The 19284-nt window shown below is 69.1% G+C and carries 17 protein-coding genes and 1 riboswitch; of the genes, 6 read left to right on the top strand and 11 right to left on the bottom strand.

The features are described from left to right. From AC30PD_RS21785 to AC30PD_RS21770, 4 genes are all read right to left on the bottom strand, one after another. Window positions 1–1821: an ATP-binding response regulator gene (locus AC30PD_RS21785; RefSeq protein ID WP_489537797.1), complete on the bottom strand. Its 1821-nt coding sequence runs from the start codon at window positions 1819–1821 to the stop codon at window positions 1–3. A gap of 90 nt (window positions 1822–1911) precedes the next feature. After that, window positions 1912–2643: a response regulator gene (locus AC30PD_RS21780; protein ID WP_489537796.1), complete on the bottom strand. Its 732-nt coding sequence runs from the start codon at window positions 2641–2643 to the stop codon at window positions 1912–1914. Window positions 2644–2733: 90 nt separating this feature from the next. Further along, window positions 2734–3186: a MaoC family dehydratase gene (locus AC30PD_RS21775; protein ID WP_489537795.1), complete on the bottom strand. Its 453-nt coding sequence runs from the start codon at window positions 3184–3186 to the stop codon at window positions 2734–2736. 39 nt (window positions 3187–3225) lie between these two features. After that, complete coding sequence (locus AC30PD_RS21770) at window positions 3226–3843, bottom strand: AAA family ATPase (protein WP_489537794.1); 618 nt, start codon at window positions 3841–3843, stop codon at window positions 3226–3228. 95 nt (window positions 3844–3938) lie between these two features. Here AC30PD_RS21770 and kefF point away from each other — a divergent pair, with 95 nt between their 5' ends. Together kefF and kefC are read left to right on the top strand one after the other, a co-directional pair. Continuing rightward, window positions 3939–4595, top strand: a complete 657-nt coding sequence (kefF, locus tag AC30PD_RS21765) for a glutathione-regulated potassium-efflux system oxidoreductase KefF (RefSeq protein ID WP_489537793.1) — start codon at window positions 3939–3941, stop codon at window positions 4593–4595. Continuing rightward, a complete protein-coding gene (gene kefC, locus AC30PD_RS21760) occupies window positions 4595–6460 on the top strand; it encodes a glutathione-regulated potassium-efflux system protein KefC (protein ID WP_489537792.1) in 1866 nt (621 codons plus the stop codon). The genes kefF and kefC overlap by 1 nt, the downstream gene beginning before the upstream one ends. 30 nt (window positions 6461–6490) lie before the next feature. Here kefC and AC30PD_RS21755 read toward each other — a convergent pair whose 3' ends face one another. Together AC30PD_RS21755 and AC30PD_RS21750 are read right to left on the bottom strand one after the other, a co-directional pair. Then, the gene (locus AC30PD_RS21755; RefSeq protein ID WP_489537791.1) at window positions 6491–7597 is read right to left on the bottom strand and encodes a hypothetical protein; all 1107 of its coding nucleotides are present in this window, start codon (window positions 7595–7597) and stop codon (window positions 6491–6493) included. Window positions 7598–7741: 144 nt separating this feature from the next. Further along, window positions 7742–7829: riboswitch (cyclic di-GMP riboswitch) on the bottom strand. A gap of 118 nt (window positions 7830–7947) precedes the next feature. Then, window positions 7948–8523 (bottom strand): malonic semialdehyde reductase, encoded by a 576-nt coding sequence (locus AC30PD_RS21750; protein ID WP_489537790.1) that lies wholly within the window; start codon window positions 8521–8523, stop codon window positions 7948–7950. Window positions 8524–8578: 55 nt separating this feature from the next. On the opposite strand from AC30PD_RS21750, the gene AC30PD_RS21745 reads away from it, so the two are divergent. Beyond that, window positions 8579–9010 (top strand): DUF1841 family protein, encoded by a 432-nt coding sequence (locus AC30PD_RS21745; protein WP_489537789.1) that lies wholly within the window; start codon window positions 8579–8581, stop codon window positions 9008–9010. Here AC30PD_RS21745 and AC30PD_RS21740 read toward each other — a convergent pair. From AC30PD_RS21740 to AC30PD_RS21725, 4 genes are all read right to left on the bottom strand, one after another. Next, entirely contained in the window at window positions 9007–11058 is a 2052-nt protein-coding gene (locus tag AC30PD_RS21740) for a putative bifunctional diguanylate cyclase/phosphodiesterase (RefSeq protein ID WP_489537788.1), read from the bottom strand. The two genes, AC30PD_RS21745 and AC30PD_RS21740, sit on opposite strands and share 4 nt — an antisense overlap. A gap of 166 nt (window positions 11059–11224) precedes the next feature. After that, a complete protein-coding gene (locus AC30PD_RS21735) occupies window positions 11225–11863 on the bottom strand; it encodes a response regulator (protein WP_489537787.1) in 639 nt (212 codons plus the stop codon). Window positions 11864–11887: 24 nt separating this feature from the next. Next, window positions 11888–13030 carry a hybrid sensor histidine kinase/response regulator gene (locus AC30PD_RS21730; RefSeq protein ID WP_489537786.1) on the bottom strand — a complete coding sequence of 381 codons (1143 nt, stop codon included), beginning with the start codon at window positions 13028–13030 and terminating at the stop codon, window positions 11888–11890. A gap of 24 nt (window positions 13031–13054) precedes the next feature. Beyond that, window positions 13055–15625 (bottom strand): ABC transporter permease, encoded by a 2571-nt coding sequence (locus AC30PD_RS21725; protein WP_489537785.1) that lies wholly within the window; start codon window positions 15623–15625, stop codon window positions 13055–13057. A gap of 123 nt (window positions 15626–15748) precedes the next feature. Between AC30PD_RS21725 and AC30PD_RS21720 the strand changes: the two genes are divergently transcribed. From AC30PD_RS21720 to AC30PD_RS21710, 3 genes are all read left to right on the top strand, one after another. Beyond that, window positions 15749–16606 (top strand): dioxygenase family protein, encoded by an 858-nt coding sequence (locus AC30PD_RS21720; RefSeq protein WP_489537784.1) that lies wholly within the window; start codon window positions 15749–15751, stop codon window positions 16604–16606. 8 nt (window positions 16607–16614) lie between these two features. Further along, window positions 16615–17223 carry a GNAT family N-acetyltransferase gene (locus AC30PD_RS21715; RefSeq protein WP_489537783.1) on the top strand — a complete coding sequence of 203 codons (609 nt, stop codon included), beginning with the start codon at window positions 16615–16617 and terminating at the stop codon, window positions 17221–17223. A 70-nt stretch (window positions 17224–17293) separates the two neighbouring features. Beyond that, window positions 17294–18388: a hypothetical protein gene (locus tag AC30PD_RS21710; RefSeq protein WP_489537782.1), complete on the top strand. Its 1095-nt coding sequence runs from the start codon at window positions 17294–17296 to the stop codon at window positions 18386–18388. Between the two features lie 3 nt (window positions 18389–18391). Here AC30PD_RS21710 and AC30PD_RS21705 read toward each other — a convergent pair. Continuing rightward, window positions 18392–19284, bottom strand: an 893-nt coding sequence (locus AC30PD_RS21705; protein WP_489537781.1) for a BMP family ABC transporter substrate-binding protein, incomplete at its 5' end; no start/stop codon positions are given.

Below are 19284 nucleotides of genomic sequence, written 5' to 3'. Positions count from 1 at the left end.
CTAGGCCGCCTTCACGCCGAGCTTGAACGCGATCATCGCGCGCAGCTTGTTCGGCACCACGGGCTTGATCAGCAGGTGGAAGTTGTGCGCCTGGGCGTCCATCTCGTGCCCGGTCATCGTGCTGCCGGTGACGAGAATAGCCGGCACCGCGGCACCGAAGCGCGCACGCAGGGCCTTGATGGCGTCCACGCCATTCAGCCCGTCTTCGAGCCGGTAGTCGACGATCAGCAGGTCGGGCTTGACGATCTGCGGGTCGCTCGCCGCGGCCCACGCCGCGCTGGCCGCCACACTCTCGAACGAGGCGATGCTCGCCCCCCAGCCTTTGATCAGCACCTCGAGCCCGCCGCGCACGGCTGGCTCGTCTTCGACGATCACGACCAGGCGCCCTTCGAGCGTGATGCCCAGCGGCCCCTTGCCAGGCACCGCCGGAGCCACTGCACGCGGCGCCTTGCCCACCGGCAGTTCGAGCGTGAACACGGTGCCACGCCCGGCCTGCGAACGCACCGAGAGCGGCGCGTTCATCAGGTCGGCCAGCCGCTTCACGATCGCCAGGCCCAGGCCCAGGCCCTTGCGCTGTTCGGGGCTCACGACGCCCGTGTTCGGCACCTGGTAGAACTCTTCGAAGATGTGCACGCGCTCGGATTCGCGGATGCCGATGCCGGTGTCCCACACCTGCAGCAGCACCCGGTCGCCGCGTTGGCGGCAGCTCACGAGCACCGAGCCGTCGTTGGTATATCGGATCGCGTTCGAAACCAGGTTGCGCAGGATGCGCTCGACCAGCAGCGGGTCGGCGAACACGACCCGCTCGCCGCTGCGCAGGCGCAGCGACAGGCCCTTCTCGAAAGCGCTGGGCTCGAAGTTCAGGCGCAGCTTGCGCAGGATGTCGCCCACCGCGAAGTGCTGCTCGTGCACTTCCACGCCACCGTTGTCGATGCGGGTGATGTCGAGCAATTCCGAGAACAGGCCTTCGAGCGCGTCGACCGATTCGTTGATGCTGTTGACGAGCTGCGCCACTTCCGGCTCGTGCACACGCTGACGCAGCGCTTCGGCGAAGAGGCCCATCGCGTGCAGCGGCTGGCGCAGGTCGTGGCTGGCGGCGGTGAAGAACTGGGTCTTGGCGCGGTTGGCCACCTCGGCTTCTTGCCGCGCCGCCTCGGCCGCCTGCTTTTCCACGCGCAACTGCGCCAGCAACTCGTTGGCCTGCACTTTGAGGTCGATCGCCCGCTGCAGCGCCTGTCGGTAGGTGCGCGCCAGGATCGTCGTGAAGCTGAAGATCAGCACCAGCTCGCCGGCCAACTGGTAGCTGTAGGAATCGCCGACGCTGGCGATGCGCACGACCATCGGCATGAAACACAGCGCGGCGAAGGCAATGTAGATGCGCGGCTGGATCGACAACACCGGAATGCCGACCACGCTGAAGGTGTAGACGATCACGATCAGCCCGGTCTGCTGCAAGCCGCTGCCTTCGACGTAGAAGGCCCACCCCGTGAAGCCCCAGAAGGCGCCGGCGATCAAGGTGCCGATGTTGGAGCGCAGCAACCAGCGCGACCAGTCGGCCAGCGTGTTCAGGCTCGCACGCTTGAACGCTTGCCAGACCAGAAACCGCAGCAGGCCCATCAGCACGAACGCCGCCAGCCAGGGCAGCATCAAGGTGGCCGGTGCGATGCCCCAGAACAGCATCGTGACGACGCCCACCCCGGCCGTGTAGCCCGCCAACGAGGCCGGCAGGTAGTCGTAGGTGCTCTGCACCACGTCGGGCAAGGGCGAGGCGGCCAGGTCGCTGGCGAGTTCGGCTCGGTCGAGGGCGGGATCGCTGGCCAAGGGCGGCTCCTGTCGGGTGAGAGTCTTCACCGAAGGGTGAAGCCCGGCAGTGTATCGGCGGCGCGCGGTTGGCCGGCCCTGCGCAGCGCGTCAGCTCTTGCTCTGGCGCCAGTCCGACAGCCCGCCCTGGTTGGCCATCTGGCTCACTGCCAGCACCGCCTGCGTGCGCGAGTTGACGCCGAGCGTGCGCAGCACGGCGGCCACGTGGTCCTTGACGGTTTCGACCGACAGCTTGAGCTCGCGCGCGATCAGCTTGTTGGGCATGCCCTTGAGCAACAGGGCGAGCACGTCGGTCTGGCGCGGCGTGAGCCCGAGCGAGGCCAGCGGTGGCGGCCCGGTCTGGAAGCCGCTGTCTTCGGCGCGCTCTCGCACCACGCGCAGCACGCTGGGCACGGTGTCGCCGCCCTGCACCGGCTCGGTTCTCTCGCTGCCCATCGCCATGGTCGGCACGTAGATGCCGCCCGACATCACCATGCGCAGCGCTTCGAACAAGGTGTCGTTGCTGGCTCGCTTGGGCACGAAGCCCATCGCGCCGAGGTCGATGGCGCGGATCACGTCGCTCATGCGGTCGGACGCCGACACCACCACCACCGGCAGCGCCGGGTACTGGCCGCGGAACTCGGCCAGCACTTCGAAGCCGTCGGCGTCACCCAGGTGCAGGTCGAGCAGCACCAGGTCGAAGTCGGGGTCGGCCTTCAGGATCTCGCGGGCGGCGCCCGCACTGCCGGCGCCGGTGACGCTCACGTCACCCCCCAGGCCGAGAATCACGCTCTGCAGCGCAGAAAGGATGAGCGGGTGGTCGTCGATCAACAGAACCTTCATGCTGCCCTTTCCTTCTGCTTCGGCTTGCGTGGATGCTAAACCGGCACAGGCCGGCGCCGATCCCTCCTAAGGGGGGCTCCGCAGCAGCGCTCAGACGTAGCGGCGCGCCAGCGACTCGGCCACGCAGACCGGTTTGGACGAACCTTCGCGCTCCATCGTGACCTCGACGGTGAGCTGCGCGCCGCCTTCGAGCGGCTCGTACTTCAGCAGCTTGAAGCGCCCGCGCAGCCGGCTGCCCGAAGGCACGGGCGCAGGGAACCGCACCCGGTCGAGACCATAGTTCACGCCCATGCGCGTGTCGAGCACCTGGAACGCGCTGGCCGACATCTCCGGCAGCAGCGAGAGCGTGAGAAAGCCGTGCGCGATGGTGGTGCCGAACGGGCCCTTGGCCGCCCGCTCGGCGTCGATGTGGATCCACTGGTGGTCACCCGTGGCGTCGGCGAACAGGTTGATGCGGTTCTGGTCGACGGTGATCCATTCGCTCACGCCCACTTCTTCGCCGACGCGCGCCTGCAGGTCGACGAGGTGTTCGAAACTGGTCATTCGGGGTGTTCCTTCGGGGTTCGGTGAGGGTGAAGACGCTCAGGCGTCGATCCACTTCGTGATCGGCTGCCACTGTTCCAGGTCGCGCTCGAAGCGGTTCGAGCCCACGTCCCAGAGCGTGAGGCCGTGCGCGGCGAGGTGCACGTAGTTCTGGGTGTCGCGCACGAAGCCCAGCACCGGGAGCTTCAGGCCGTCGAGAAAGCCGCGCAGCTGGTCCGACGAGATCGTGCCGTCGCGGGTGCGCATGCCGACGATGCCCATCTGGACCTTGTCACCGCGCCGGTGTGCCTGCAGCTGGCGCACGAACTCGTGCGTGGCGTGGATGTCGAAGATGCTCGGTTGCAGGGGGATGATCACCTTGTCGGCAACCTTCATCACCTCGTCGAAGCGTTTGCCGTGCAGGCCGGCGGGTGTGTCGAGCACCACGTGGGTCGTGCCCTTGGGCGGGCGCACCACGTCGTCGTGCGTCACTTCCCAGGCATGGATGCGCGGCAGGCCGGCCGGGCGCAGCGACAGCCAGGTGCGCGCCGACTGTTGCCGGTCGGCATCGCCCAGCATCACCGCGTGCCCTTTCGACGCGAGGTAGCCCGCGATGTTGCTCGACAGCGTGGTCTTGCCCACGCCCCCCTTCGGATTGGCCACCACGATCACCGGCATGCAGAGCTCTCCCCGTGTTGTTGACGACTTTCCGGTTATGTTAGCGGGGCGCCTGCGGGCCCTGCCATCGAGACTAACCAGCGAGCCTTCACTTCATGCCCGAGCCTGACGAGATCACCCCGAACACCGTGCTCGTGATCACCGCCCACCCGCAGATGGAACAATCGCGCATCAACCGGCGGATGATGCGCAGCGCGGCGGGCTTGGCTTCAGCGCCTTCGGGCCCCGTCGTCGTGCGCGATCTGTACTCGCTGTACCCCGACTACCTGATCGACGTGCCCGCCGAGCAGGCCCTGCTGGCGCAGGCGAGCCTGGTGGTCTGGCAGCACCCGATCCACTGGTACAGCATGCCGCCGCTGATGAAACTCTGGGTCGACGACGTGCTCTCGTTCGGCTGGGCCTACGGCCCGGGCGGCACGGCCTTGCGTGGCAAGGACCTGTGGCTCGTGGCCACCACCGGCGGGCCGGAAGACTCGTACCACCCGGAGAGCTACAACCGCTACTTCTTCGACGCCTTTCTGCCACCCTACGAACAGACGGCGGCGCTGTGCGGCATGCGCTTCCTGCCACCGCTGCTGCTGCACGGCGCCCACCGCGCCGACGAGGCGCAGATCGCGGCGCACACCAGCCTGTTCACCGACCGCCTGGCCACCTACCCGCGCTGGCCCGAACTCGACGAACTGCTCTACGGCCTGACGCGCCACGTGCCCGAAGACGCACGCCCCGAAGACTCCCTGACGGACACGATCTGATGGAACACAGCTCCTGGCTCACCGGCCCGCTCGTCTACCTGGCAGCGGCCGTGCTCGCGGTGCCGCTGGCCAAGTTCTTCGGCCTCGGCTCGATCATCGGCTACCTGGCGGCCGGCATCCTCATCGGCCCGTGGGGGCTGAAGTTCGTGACCAACCCGCAGGACATGCTGCACTTCTCGGAGTTCGGCGTCGTGCTGATGCTGTTCCTCGTCGGCCTCGAACTCGAGCCGCGGCGCTTGTGGGCGCTGCGCAAGCCGATCTTCGGCTGGGGCAGTGTGCAGCTGTTCGGCTCGGCCGCGCTGATGCTGCTGGTGGCGGTGATCGCCGGGCTCGACTGGCGCATCGCGCTCGTCGCCGCGCTCGGCCTGGGCATGTCGTCGACCGCGATCGGCCTCGGGGTGCTGAACGAGCGCAACCTGATGAGCACCAGCTCGGGCCAGAGTGTGCTGAGCGTGGCGCTGCTGCAAGACGTGGCCGCGATCCCGATCCTGGCGCTGCTGCCCTTGCTGGCAGCGGCGCAGGCGCACGCCGACGGCAGCGGCTGGGTCGGTGCGGCCAAGGCCATCGGCGTGATCGTGATCATCGTGCTCGGCGGCCGCTTGTTGCTGCGCCCGGCCTTGCGCTGGATCGCACGCAGCGACACGCCCGAGATCTTCACCGCCGCCTCGCTGCTGCTGGTGGTGGCCACGGCGGCCTTGATGCAGACGGTTGGCCTCTCGATGGCGCTCGGCGCCTTTCTGGCCGGCGTGCTGCTGGCGGAAAGTGAATACCGGCGCGAACTTGAAACCGACATCGAGCCGTTCAAGGGCTTGTTGCTCGGCCTGTTCTTCATCGCCGTCGGCATGAGCATCGATTTCGCGGTCGTGCTCGCCCAGCCGCTGCTGATCGCCGGCGTGGTGATCGGCTTCCTGCTGCTGAAGACCTTTGTGCTCTGGGGCATGGGCCGGGCGATGGCCCTGCCCAAGCCCGAGCGACCGGTCTTCATCATCCTGCTCGCGCAAGGGGGTGAGTTCGGCTTCGTGGTGTTCCAGACCGCTGCGCAGGCCGGCGTGATCGACGCGCCGGTGTCGTCGTTGCTGGTCGCGGCCGTGGCGATCTCGATGCTGGTCACGCCGCTGCTGCTGGTGGCGGCCGACCGCTGGCTGATCCCGCTGCTCGCCGGCCAGACACGCAGCACGATGAAAGAGCTTGACGAGCCGCAGAACGAGGCCGTGATCATTGCCGGCTTCGGCCGTTATGGCCAGGTGGTGGGCCGCATGCTCTACGCCAACGGCATCCAGCCGACCGTGCTCGACCACGACGCCGACCAGATCGAGACCATGCGCAAGTTCGGCTGGCGCGTGTTCTACGGCGACGCCACGCGGCTCGACCTGATGCGCACCGCCGGCGCCGCCAAGGCACGCGTGCTCGTGCTGGCCATCGACGACGTGGAGCGCAGCGTCGAGGCCGCGAAGATGGTGCGCGAGAACTTCCCGGGCCTGACCATCGTGGCGCGCGCCCGCAACGTGCGCCACTACTTCGAGCTGCTCGACCTGGGCGTGACGCTGATCGAGCGCGAAACGCTGGACGCGGCGCTGATGAGCGCACGCAGTGTGCTCGAACAACTGGGCTGGGAACGCCACCAGGCGCGCACGCTGGCGATGCGCTTTCGGCGCCACAACGTCGACCAGCTCGCCAAGACCGCGCCGCACCTGAAAGACGAGGCCAAGCTCATCGCCGTGGCCAAGCAGGCACGCCAGCAGCTCGAAGAGTTGTTCGCGCAGGAACGCGAAGAGGCCCAGAAGCGCCAGGCGCTGGCCGGCTGGAGCCGCGAAGACAACGCCGAGGGTTCACCGACCGTGTCGACGAAGCCCCCCACGGCGTGAAGCGGCAGCCGCGCTGCGTGCGGCGAGGCGTCAGCGGGTTCTCGCCACCGGGTGGGCGCCATCGGCCACGACCGTCGTGCGCGGGGCCGGCGGCGGGTCGAGCAGGGGCAGCATCGGGCTCTTCAGGTCCATCGCCAGGCTCACGACAGATCGCCCCGGGTCGGCCGGCAGCTTTTGCCACGGGCTCGCGCCGTGGGCCATCAGGTACTCGACCATCTCGGTCTGGGTGTCGGGCTGCTCGAGGAAGTTCGGCGTGAGCACCCGCGCCAGCGGCAGCCACGGCAGTTGGTTGCCCTGCTGCGGCGGCACGCGGCTGGCCAGCTGCGGCGCGCGCGCCAGCCACCAGTCGAGCGCACGCCAGTGGCTGCTGCGCAAGGCGAGCTCGAAACCCGAGGGCAGCGCGCCGGCGTAGGCGCCGAGCGCGGCCTGCGCCGTGTGGCCCTGCGCTTCGAGCGCGCGCGCGAGCGGCGTGTCGAGATGCTCCGGGTGCAAGGCGCCGAGCGGGCTGAAACCGAGCGTGCCGGTCGGCAGATCGCCTTGCGCCTGCCACTTGTCGAGCACCTGGTCGAGCCCGGCGAGGCGCGCACTCGGGCAGCTCAGCAAGCGCACCACGTCGTGGTCGATGGCCCGTGAATCGGCTTCGGCGAGCCAGGCCAGCGCCCGCAGTTGCTCGGGCGAAGCCGATTCGAACGCGGGGCACGGCCGCGCGATCGCCAGGGCCACGAGCGGCGAGCGGGTGCAGCGTTCGGGCTGTGCGCCCTTGGCCAGCAGCTCGGGCAGCACCGGCCAGAAGCGCGGGTCGCGCGTGGCAACCGCGAGCGGGCAGATCGAGAGGCCCGAGCGTTGAACGTCTTCGGCCTTGAGGCTGCCGGGCACGAATTCGCCGCAGCGTTCGTTCAGGGCCCGCTGCACGCTGTTGAGCTGCATGCAGGGCGTCGGGTCGCCTTCGGTCAGCTTGGCGTGCACGTGCTTGACGATGGCCCAGGGCACGCTCGAATCGGTGGCCACGCCGGCCGCGCCGAGCAGCAGGCTGGTGGTCGTGCAACCCGACAGCAGGCCGAGCGCGAGCGCGCCGACCCACAGCAGGTGGCGGCGCTGTCGCGCCGGGCGCGTCACGGGGAGTTCGGAAGCTTTCACGCTCGGGTCCGCCTTTGTCTTCACCACCCGGGGCGAAGGGAGAGGTCGGCCGGAGAGACCCGGCGGCACCGTGCGGCGTGATCGCCAACCCTCGGGCCGTGCCCGGGGTTTTCAAGGTGCCGCTCGGCGGCGCAGGCCTTGCAAGTTGGCGACCCCGCTGCCATGACCATTGCTGGTGTCAGGCCGGTGGTTTTGCGACCCCGGTTTTCACTCGGGTGTGCCCTTGTCAACGTGACAAGTCGAGCGGCGATGGTAGTCAGAAAGCGCGGTCGCGGGCCGCTTGCCGATGCAACGGCAGGCACGCGGAGGTAACCCCGTGTTTCTGCCGTGCAGTTTTTCTCACCCCGCGTTCAGGCGAAGCGGCAAGCCTCTTCGAAGCTCAGGCGCGGGCTGCGCGCGAACAGCTTGCTGGTGTCGCCGTGGCCCAGGTTGCAGATGAAGTTGGTCTTGATGCTGGTGCCGGCCCAGAAGGCGGCGTCGATCTTGGCGGCGTCGAAGCCGCTCATGGGGCCGCAGTCGAGCCCGAGCGAGCGCGCCGCGAGGATGAAGTAGCCGCCCTGGATGCTGGAGTTGCGGAACGCGGTCGAATCGATCATCGGCTGTTTGCCGACGAACCACGACTTCGCGTCCGCGTGCGGGAACAGCTGCGGCAGCTTCTCGAAGAATTCCATGTCCATGCCGATCACCACGCTCACCGGCGCGCTGCGCGTCTTTTCAACGTTGCCGGGCGAAACGCCGTCGAGCAGCTTCTGCTTGCCCTCGGCGCTGGTGACGAAGGCAAAGCGCGCCGGGCTGCAGTTGGCCGAGGTCGGGCCCCACTTGAGCAGGTCGTAGAGCTGGCGCAGCGTGGCTTCGGGAATGGGTTCGGGCTTGAAGCCGTTGTGGGTGCGGGCGTTGTCGAAGAGCTGTTCGGTCGTGATGTTCATGGGGACTTGGTTGAAGTGGGCAGGGGGTCTGCAGAAAGCACGCAACAATTGTGCGATGTTTGCTCCGAGCCAGAACGATGTAAGGCGATTCTTCTGCGAGGCCTGGCGCAAGCATGTGGGCGCCCTGCCTCTCACACCGATCGAGGCGCAGGCCGCCGACTGGATCGCCGAACACCCCGAGTACCACGCCGACCTGGCCGATGTGGACGCCGCACTGGCCGCCGTGTTCGAAGTGGAGGCCGGCCGCACGAACCCTTTTCTGCACCTGTCGATGCACCTGTCGATCACCGAACAGGTCGGCATCGACCAGCCCAGCGGCATCCGCCAGGCCTTCGAGCTGCTGCGGCACCGCCTCGGCTCGGCGCACGAGGCGCAGCACCAGGTGATGGAATGCCTGGGCGAGATGATCTGGGCCTCGCAGCGCAGCGGGCTGCCGCCCGACGGGCAGGCTTACCTCGACTGCGTGCGGCGCCGGGCGACCGCCTAGGCGGCCGAGCGCAGCGTCTGGCGCGTCATTTCGCGCGTCGTCTGGCGGGTTTCGCCGAACAGCGAATCGCGGAACGCCACCGACTCGGAACGATCGCCGATCGCCCACAGCAACAGCGCGCGGGCCGACATGGGCTTGGCGAACAGGTAACCCTGCAGTTCGTCGCAGCCCAGCTCGACCAGGATCTCCTGCTGGCGCGTGTTTTCCACGCCCTCGGCCACCACCTTGAGGCCCAGCGCATGCGCGAGCTTGACCACCGCGTCGACCACCGCGCGGGCGTCGTCGCCGCTCTCGATGTCTTTCACGAAGCTCTTGTCGATCTTCAGTTCCTGTGCCGGCAACTGGCGCAGGTAGCTCAGGCTCGAATAGCCGGTGCCGAAGTCGTCGATCGACAAGTGCGCGCCGAGCTCGCCGAGGCGGCGGAAGGTCTCCTGCGTGGCGAGCGTGTCTTCCATCGCCGCCGATTCGGTGATCTCGCAGGTCAGCAGCGAGGGGTGGATCCGGTAGCGCGCCAGCGCGTCGGTGATGCGGTCGGCAATGTCGTCCTGGCGCATCTGGTACGCCGACAGGTTGATCGCCACCCGCATGCGCAGGCCCTTGTCGCGCCAGGCGCGAGCCTGTTTGCAGGCCGCCTCGATCACCCAGTCGCCGAGCGGGCCGATCAGGCCGGAGCGCTCGGCCAGCGGGATGAAGTCACCCGGCATCACCATGCCACGGGTCGGGTGGTTCCAGCGGATCAGCGCTTCGGCGGCGGTGACCTTGCCGCTGCGCGCGTCGACCTTGGGCTGGAAGAACAGTTCGAGTTCGTTGCGGGCCAGCGCTTCGCGCAGGTCACGCAGCATGTCGAAGTTCTGCTGCACGTCGGCGTCCATCTCGCGCGAATAGAAGCAGTGGCGCGAGCCACCGGCGCGTTTGGCGGCGTACATGGCGGCGTCGGCACGGGCGATCAGCTTGTTCGAACTGCAGCCTTCGGGGTAGAGCGCAATGCCGACCGAACACGAGATCGTGACCTCGCGCTCGTCGACGCGGTAGGGTTTGCTCAGCGCCTCGATCACGCGCGCAGCGATCTGCGCCGCGGCCGACTGCGCGCCGGCCCCGGGGGCGAGCAGCACGAACTCGTCGCCACCGACGCGCGCCGCCACGCCAGCGCCGCGGGCCAGCGCCTTCAGGCGCGCACCCACCTGCTCGAGCACGCGGTCGCCACTGCTGTGGCCGAAGGTGTCGTTGACCGGCTTGAAGCCGTCGAGGTCGATGAAGAACACGGCCAGCCGTGCGCCGCCGTCGCGGCGTTTGCGCGCCGCTTCGGTGAGCTTCGATTCGAAGTAAAGGCGGGTCGGCAGGCCGGTCAGGTTGTCGACTGCCGCCGCGCGCGCGCCGCTGCGTGCCGGTGCGTCTTGCTCCGCGCCGGCGCCTTGCCTCAATACCAGGCGCAGCACCGAAGCCACGCCGATCAGGCCGCCCAGCATCAGCAACTCGGTCCACACGACCACGGCAGCGCTCACGGGCGCGGCCGACACGAACGCCCCGAGGCAGGTGATGGCGCCGGCCACCAGCACAGCAGCCAGCCGCAGCACCGGGCCGCCACGCGACTCGCCGTAGCGCAACTGTGCGGCAATCAGGGCAGCACACAGCGCAAGCAGCGCCACACCGGCCCCGAGCCCGCCCGCCGTGCGGGCCAACCTGAACAAGCCGGGCGCGGCCAGCATCGCGTGGCCGTAGGCGGCCATCAGCATGACGACGACTCCGACGATCACCAGAAAGGTTCGACGGCCCGTGGCCCAAGAACCAGTCGCGCCGGCGCACACGGCCAGCAACAAGGCCGGCAAGGCATTGAGCAAGGTGCCGGTGCCGCGCCCGCTGTCAGCGGGCAGCAGATGACCCGGCCACCACAGCCCGCAGGCCGCCAGCAGCGCGGCCACGCCCATGAGCGCCACGGCCACCGGCTGCGGCCGCCCGGCGGCCAGTGCGGCCGTTTCGGTCGCGAGCCACAGCAGCCCCGAAGACAGGGCGAAGCTGACAACGATGATGACGGGTTCGAAAAACTGCATGGGAACGGCGTCGGTTGCGGAGCGCTCGGCCCTCGCGGGGCTTTGCAATCCGGCATCCTGAGGGCTTTCGCCTTTGCGCGGCAAACCAAGCCGGCACCGACCGTGACACAAGCCGCAGCCCGGCGCCCGGCATGCAACGGCCGGTCACCGCGGGACACATTCGGCGCTAGCCGTCGCCCACCAGGCCGTTGCGGATGGCGTAGACCGTCATCTCGGAGTTGTTGGTCAGGCCCAGCTTCTCGAGCACGCGGGCGCGGTACACGCTCACGGTCTTCGGGCTCAGCGTGAGTTCTTCCGCGATGTCTGAGAGGCGCTTGCCCGAGGCGATCATCACGAGCGTCTGCAACTCCCGGTCCGAGAGTTTTTCGTGCGCGTTGGCGGCCAGCGGCGTGGTCAGGCTCTCGACCAGCATCTGCGCGATCTCGGGCGTGACGTACTTGCGACCCTGCGCCACGGTGCGCACCGCAGCGACGATCAGCGCCGGGTCGCCGCCCTTGTTGACGTAGCCGTAAGCCCCGGCCCGCAACGCACGGATCGCGTACTGGTCTTCGGGGTACATCGACACCACCAGCACGCGCATGGCGGTGTTCTCGTCTTTGAGCACGTGCAGCACATCGAGGCCGCTGCGCCCGGGCAGGTTGATGTCGAGCACCAGCACGTCGGCGGTGGCGTCGCGCATCAGCGTGCGCAGTTCGCCGTAGTCGCCGGCTTCGCCGACCACCTCGATGTCGGGCGCATCCGACAGCGTGTCGCGGATGCCGCGCCGGATCAGCGCGTGGTCGTCACACAGAAGTACCTTGATCATGGGCGTGCGTCCTGTGTCCTGCGTTCAGAGCCCGCCCCACTGGCTGGGGTCGTCGGCGTCGGGGGCGGCGTGAGTCGGTATATCAGCGTTCCCGGCCAGATTCAAGGGGACCGAAAGGATCAGCGTGGTGCCGCCCGGGCCACTGCTCAGGTCGACCCAGCCACCGACCGTGCCGGCGCGTTCACGCAGGCCCCGAATGCCGAACGAACGAGCCTTGGCCAGATCGTCCTGGTTCAGGCCGCGGCCGTTGTCGCTGATCTCGAGCGAGAGCACACCGCCGGCGAGCGACAGGTCGAGCTCGACCTTGCTCGCCTGCGCGTGCTTGCTGATGTTCGTCAGCGCTTCTTGCGCGGTGCGGTAGGCCACCAGCGGCACGCCCGCCGGGAACTCGAGCGCGTAGCGCGGCAGCCGCAGCACACACTCGATGCCGGTGCGCTTCTCGAAGCGCAAGGTGATCCACTGCAGCGCGGCGACCAGCCCCTGCTCGAGGATCGCCGGGCGCAGGTTGTGCATGATGCGTTTGCTCGAATCGATCGCGAGGGTCACGGTCTCGAGCGCCGAGTTCACGCGCGAGATCACGTCGAGCGACGTCGAGTGGCGTGCGATCCAGGCCAGGTCGAACTTGAGCGCCGTGAGCGAGCCGCCCACGTCGTCGTGGATCTCGCGCGCGATCGCGGCGCGCTCGAGTTCGATGCTGGTCTGCAGGTGCTGCGCGAGTTCGCGCAGTCGGTGCTGCGATTCACCCAGCTCGCGGTCGGCACGTTCGCGGGCACGCCGCATCTCGGTGGCTTCGATCGCGTGCAGCAGCGCCGGCACCAGGCGCGCCAGGTTGTTCTTCAGCAGGTAGTCGCTCGCGCCGTTGCGCATGGCCGCCACCGCCGTGTCTTCGCCGATCTCGCCCGACACCAGGATGAAAGGCACGTCGCGGCTGCTCGCGGCCAGCAGGTCGAGCGCCACCAGGCCAGAGAAGCCCGGCAGGTTGTAGTCGGAGATGATCGCGTCCCAGGGCTGCTCGAGCGCCGCGATGAAGTCGCCTTCGGAATCGATGCGCAGCGCTTTCACGCGCAGGCCGCCGCGCACCAGGTGCACCACCATCAGCTCGTGGTCGAGCTCGGAGTCTTCGAGGTGCAGGATTCGGAGTTCGCGGTCGGTCGAAGGCATCGGCATGGCAGGCAGTATGCCTTTCGCGCCCTACACGTCGGCAGCCTGGCGCAGTGTCTGAACAACAGGCCGGCGCAACACCTCGCGCAGGCCCCACCAACCGGCCGCCAGAGCGAGCACGGCGCCGGCCGCCGCGCCGGCGAGCGGCACCCAGGGTGAAGCGTTCCAGCTGAACTCGAACACGTAGCGTGCGAGCGCCCAGCCCACGGCCATCGCCGCGGCCGACGCGAGCACACCGGCGAGCGCACCCACGCCGAGCAGTTCGGCACGCTGCACCTGCGCCAGCAGCTTGCCGCTGGCACCGAGCGCGCGCATCACCGCGAATTCGCGCGAGCGTGCTTCACGCGTGGCCGTGACCGCGGCGAACAGCACCACGAGCCCGGCCGCGAGCGTGAAGCCGAACAGGAATTCGACCGCACGCACCACCTGGTCGAGCACCCGTTGGATCTGCGCGATCGAGGCCGACACGTCGATGTTGGTGATGTTCGGGAATTCGCGGCTGAGCGCGTTGTCGAAGCCCGCGCTCTGCTTTGTTCCTTCGGGCGCCCGGTAGGCCGCGATGTAGCTCACCGGCACATCGGCCATCGCCGCGCTCGGGAACATCACGAAGAAGTTGACGCGCATCGAGCTCCAATCGACCTTGCGCAGGCTCGTGATGCGGCCTTCGGCGGTGGTGCCGCCGATGTCGAAACGCATCGCGTCGCCGAGCTTCAGCCCGAGTGTTTGCGCCAGGCCTTCTTCGACGCTCACCGCGTTGGCTTCGTCGGCGACCCAGCGGCCCGCCACCACCTGGTTGTGCGGCGGCAGCACGGTGTCGTGGCTCAGGTTGAACTCGCGCTCGATCAGGCGCTTGGCGCGGTCCTCGACCATGTCGTCGGCCTTGACCGCCTTGCCGTTGATCGCCACCAGCCGGCCGCGGATCATCGGGAACCAGTCGTAGCGCTTCACCCCGGCATCGGTCAGTTTCTGCCGGAAGGCATCACCCTGGTCGGGCTGCACGTTGATCACGAAGCGGTTCGGCGCGTCTTTCGGCGTGGCCTGGCGCCAGCTGCTGATGAGGTCGGTGCGCAGCAGCACGAGCAGCACCAGCGCCAGCAGGCCCACGCTCAGCGCCGAGACCTGCAGCACCGCGAACGCCGGCCGGGCCGCGATCTGGCGCGTGGCCAGCACCAGCCAGCGCGGCGCGCGCGACTCGGGCACCGCGCGCTGGAGCAACAACACCGCCAACCACGACATCAGCGCGAACAGCGCGATCGCGGCAGCAAAACCACCGACCGCGATCAAGCCGAGCTTCAGGTCGCTCGACACCGCCATCAGCAGCGCGACGAAGCCCAGCGCGCCAGCCGCCAGCACCGCGATCGACGCGGGCTTCAGCGCACCCACGTCACGCCGGATCACCCGCAGCGGCGGCACCTGCGCCAGTTGCAGCACGGGCGGCAGGCCAAAGCCCATCAGCAGCGTGAAGCCCACGCCCACGCCGAACAGCGCCGGCCACAGGCTCGCCGCCGGCAACGAAGCGGCCACCAGCCCGGCCAGCAGCCACACGAACACGTAGTGCACCGCATAGCCCAGCAACACGCCGGCCAGGCTCGCGATCAGGCCGACGCACGTGAACTCGACGAGGTACTGCAACGCGATGGTTCGCTGCGGCAGGCCGAGCACGCGCAGCATCGCGCAGTCGTCGAGGTGCCGGCTGGCGAAGTCGCGCGAAGCGATGCCCACGGCCACCGCAGCGAGCAACGCCGACAGCAGCGCCACGAGGTTCAGGAACTTGGCGGCGCGGTCGAGCGTCTGGCGCATTTCTGGCCGGCCGGTGGCGAGCGACTCGACCCGCAAACCGCGCAGCGCCGCACTCTTGATCTGCGCTTCGGCCCAGGCGACGAACTCGCGCACCGGTGCTTCGTTGTTGCCCTGGGCGGCCACGGCGAGGTGGTAGTTCACGCGGCTGGCGGGTTGCACCAGGCCGGTGGCAGGCAGGTCGGCCAGGTTCAGCATCACCCGCGGCGCGAAGCTCGAAAAGCCCGAGCCGCGGTCGGGCTCGATCACGATCTGGCGTTCGATGCGCAGGCCGGTGTCGCCAAGCAGCAGCGTGTCGCCGACCTTCAGGTCGAGCGCCGCGAGCAGGGCCGGGTCGACCCAGGCCTGGCCCGGGCCGGGGCCACGCGCCAGCGCCACGTCGGGCGTGCCGGCGCCTTCGTTCACTTGCAGGCTGCCGCGCAGCGGGTAGGTGTCGCTCACGGCCTTGACCGTGACGAGCCGTGAGGCACCGCCCTTGTCGTCGGGTGCGCGGCCCATGCTCGGGAAGGTGGCGGTGTTTGCCGTGAGCAGCCCGAGTTCCTTGGCCTTGGCCGCGAACGCCGGCGGCGCCGGCTGGTCGGCCGAGATCAGGGCGTCGCCGCCGAGCATCTGGCGCGCGTCGCGCGCCAGGCCGCCGTTGATGCGGTCGGCAAAAAAGCCCACGGCGCTGAGCGCGGCCACCGCGAGCATCACCGCCACCACCAGCAGGCGCAGCTCACCGGCGCGGAAGTCGCGCGCCATCTGGCGGGTGGCGAGCAGCCACAGCGAAGGCGGGCGCGGGGCGGGCGAAGCAGTCGTGTTCATGCCCGGAACTTACACGACTCGTTGCCCGGCGGCCGGCGCCGGGGCTTTGCCGCCGCCACCACTGAACGCTGCGTGCAAGCGGCTCGAACGACAGCGGCTTCGCCCGGTGCTGTAATGCCCTTCATGAACACCGCCCTGCCCCCCGTCTTCGTTTCCCACGGCTCGCCGATGATCGCGCTGGAGCCCGGCGCGGCCGGCGCTTTCATGCAACGCCTCGGCCCGGCGATCGACGCCGCGTTCGGCCGGCCGAAAGCCATCCTCGCGGTCTCGGCCCACACCGCGGCGCGCGCGCCGGTGTTGCTCGCGGCGCCGCGCCACGAAGCGGTCTACGACTTCGGCAATTTCGACCCCAAGCTCTTCACGCTGCGTTACGACGTGCCCGGCGCGCCCGCGCTCGCCGAGCGTGTGGCCGGCCTGCTGGGTGCGGCTTCCGTGCCCGTGCACGTCATTCCCGAAGGCGGGCTCGACCACGGCATCTGGACCGCGCTGCGTTACCTGTACCCGGCCGCCGACATTCCCGTGCTGCCGCTCGCCTTCGTGCCCGACCAGAGCCCGGCGCAACAGTTCGCGCTCGGCGAAGCGCTCGCCTCGCTGGCGAACGAAGGTGTGCTCGTGCTCGGCACCGGCAGCATCACCCACAACCTGCGGCGCGCGTTCTCCGGCGGCCTGCGCGGCCCGCGCCAGCAAGCCGAGATCCCCGAGAGCAAGGCATTTCGCGACTGGTTCTCTTCGCGCAGCACGGCACTCGACTGGAACGCGCTGCTCGCCTACCGCAGCACGGCCCCACACGCCGTCGACATGCACCCGACCGATGAACACCTGCTGCCCTGGTTCGTGGCGGCCGGCGCCGGGGGTCGCGCCGACGCGCCGCTGCGCCTGCACGACAGCGTGGAGCTGGCCTGCATCGGCATGGACGCCTACGCCTTCGGCCCGCTCGCGGCGCAGCTCGCAGAGCAGCTCGAACCAGTGATGGCAGGTTGAACGACCGCATGGAAGTGTCGCCGGCCACCACCGCCGCCCCGCTGCTGCTGACAGCGCGGCTGCGGCTGGTGGCGGCCGACGAGAAGCTGGCAGCGGCGTTCACCGATTTCCACATTCGCAATCAATCCCACCTCGCCCCCTGGGACCCGCCGACGCCACCCGACGCGCTGACCGAAGCAGCACAGGCGCAGCGCCTGCGTGAAGGCGCCTCGGCGTTTGCCGCCGGCACGGCCTACCGCTACCTGCTGCAGCCGATCGGCGACAGCACGCGCGTGATCGGCAGCGTGCACTTCTCGAACATCGCACGCGGCCCGTTCCAGAGTTGCTCGCTCGGCTACGCGCTCGACCAGCAATACGAAGGACAGGCCTTCATGACCGAAGCGCTGCGCAGCGCGATCGCCGAGATGTTCTCGCCGCACGTCAACCTGCACCGCATCCAGGCCGGCTTTCGGCCCGAAAACTGGCGCAGCGCCGAGGTGCTCAAGCGCCTCGGTTTCCACGAAGAAGGGCTGTGCCCCGACTACCTGTTCATCGACGGCCAATGGCGCGTGCACCGGTTGGTGGCGCTGCTGAACAAGGGTTTCGTCACGCCGACGGCGTGGCGCACCGAAGCCTGAGCAAAGGGGCCGCGAAAACGCCTGCGCGGCACGAGACAATGCGGCCCGTCCCGACCCCGGAGCCCCGTTGATGAGCCTGACCCGATTCGCCCTGACCTTGAGTGCCCTCGCCCTCGCGGCGGCGGGTGCTGTCGCCCAATCGGCCCAGCCCGCCCAGCCTGCGCCGAGTGAAGCCGAGCTCGAATACTGGCGTTCGGTGCAGCGCATCGACACCGCCGACGCCTACCGTTCCTACCTTGCCAGTTTTCCGAACGGTCTTTTCTCGGGCCTGGCGCGCCTCAAGCTGGCCACGCCGGCCGCGCCGGCCGCGCCGGCCAGCGCGAAGGCATCTGAACCGCCCGCCCTCCAGCCCGCGGCCAGCAGTGGCAGCCTGCGAAGCTTTTCCGAACCGCTGGCCAACAGCAGCGCCGTGTCGCTCAACCTCGGTGACCGCCTGAACGGCCCGGGCCTCGTGACCGTGGGCGCCGTGGGCGCGCGCAAGCAGATCGTGCTGCCGCCCGGGGAATGGGTTCTGCTGGCCGCGGCCGACCGCAAGAGCGTGCAGGCGACGATCCCGTACTCGCGCGAATACCCGATCGGCATCACCACGCTGACCTTCGGCCGCTTCGCCGGCGACCGGCTCGCTGCGTTGATCCGCGTCACCAGCAGCCGGCAGATCGCGAACGTGAATTCCTGGACCGACTTCGAGGGCTGCGACCGCAGCATCGGCACCGCAGGCCTGGCGCACGCACGCACCCGCGTCGGCCTGCGCGACGAATGCAGCGCGCTGCGGGTCGAGAACGACCCTTCCGAAAGGCTCTTCGCCGCGTCGGAAGAACTCAAGGCGAGCCTCGGCCGGCTCGGCGCGCGGATGAGCGGGGCGGCCGTGGTGAGCTCGCTCTCGTTCGGCGACAGCCGCCTCGGTTACCTGGGGATCAGCCGGCTCGACTGGCCCGGCACGGCACTCGGCGCCGCAGCCGACCGCGCCACCGCCTGGCGTGCGCCGGGCATCGAGGGTTTCCCGGCGCACCAGAGTTACCTGACGCGGCTCGACGCTGCCTGGCAGGGCTACCGCAAGCTCGCGACAGACGGTTTCCAGCGTGCGTTCGAGAGCCCCGATCTCGTGCCCAACGTGCCGGCACGCCCGAACGCCGAACTCTCGGGCCTGGCCGACTTCGCGAACTGAAGGTCAGGGTTTCGGCACCGCGCCGACCACGCCACGCACGAACCAGTTCATCGTCGAGATCGACGCGTCGTCGAGCGTGCCCTGGGCCAGACGCACGCGCCCCTCGTTGTCGGTCAACGGCCCCGTGAACGGCTTGAAGCTGCCGGCGACGATCGCCTTGCGCCGTGTTTCGACCAGTGCCTTCACCGGCGCTTTCACGTCGGCAGCGAACGCGCTCAACTGCACCAGACCGTCCTTCATGCCGCCCCACACCGGCTGCGGTTTCCACGAGCCGGCGAGCACGGCGCTCGCCACCTGCGTGTAGTAGCCGCCCCAGTGCTGCGTGACGGCGGCGAGCTGGGCGTCGGGCGCGTAGGGGCGCATGTCGCTCTGGTAGGCGATGGCGCGCACGCCCTTGTTCTTGAAGTTCGCCTGCGCGGTCTGCGGCACGGCCGGCGAGCCGCTGTGGTTGGTGAGCACATCGGCGCCCTGGTTGACGAGCGTCTGAGCCGCTTCGCGCTCGCGCGCCGGGTCGAACCAGGTGTTGAGCCAGAGCACGCGCACTTCGGCCTTCGGGTTCACCTCGCGCATGCCGAGCGTGAAGGCGTTGATGCCCTGCACGACTTCGGGCACCGGAAAGCCGGCCACGTAGCCAGCGACGCCGCTCTTGCTGCTTTGGCCCGCGAGCAGGCCGGCAAGGTAACGCGCTTCGTAGTACCGCGCGTTGTAGGTGTTCAGGTTCGCCGCCGTCTTGTAACCGCCGGCGTGCTCGAACTTCACGTTCGGGAACTCGGCCGCCACACGCAACGCCGGCTCGAGGTAGCCGAAGCTGGTGGCGAAGATCAACTGGTGACCCTGCGCAGCCAGGTCGCGCATCACGCGCTCGGAATCGGCGCCTTCGGCCACCGCCTCGACGG

It is taken from the genome of Rhizobacter sp., from assembly GCF_032229685.1.
Taxonomy (GTDB): Bacteria; Pseudomonadota; Gammaproteobacteria; order Burkholderiales; family Burkholderiaceae_C; genus LMDS01.
Note: the sequence above shows the minus strand (reverse complement) of the source record. Positions and strands in the feature narration are given on the sequence as shown.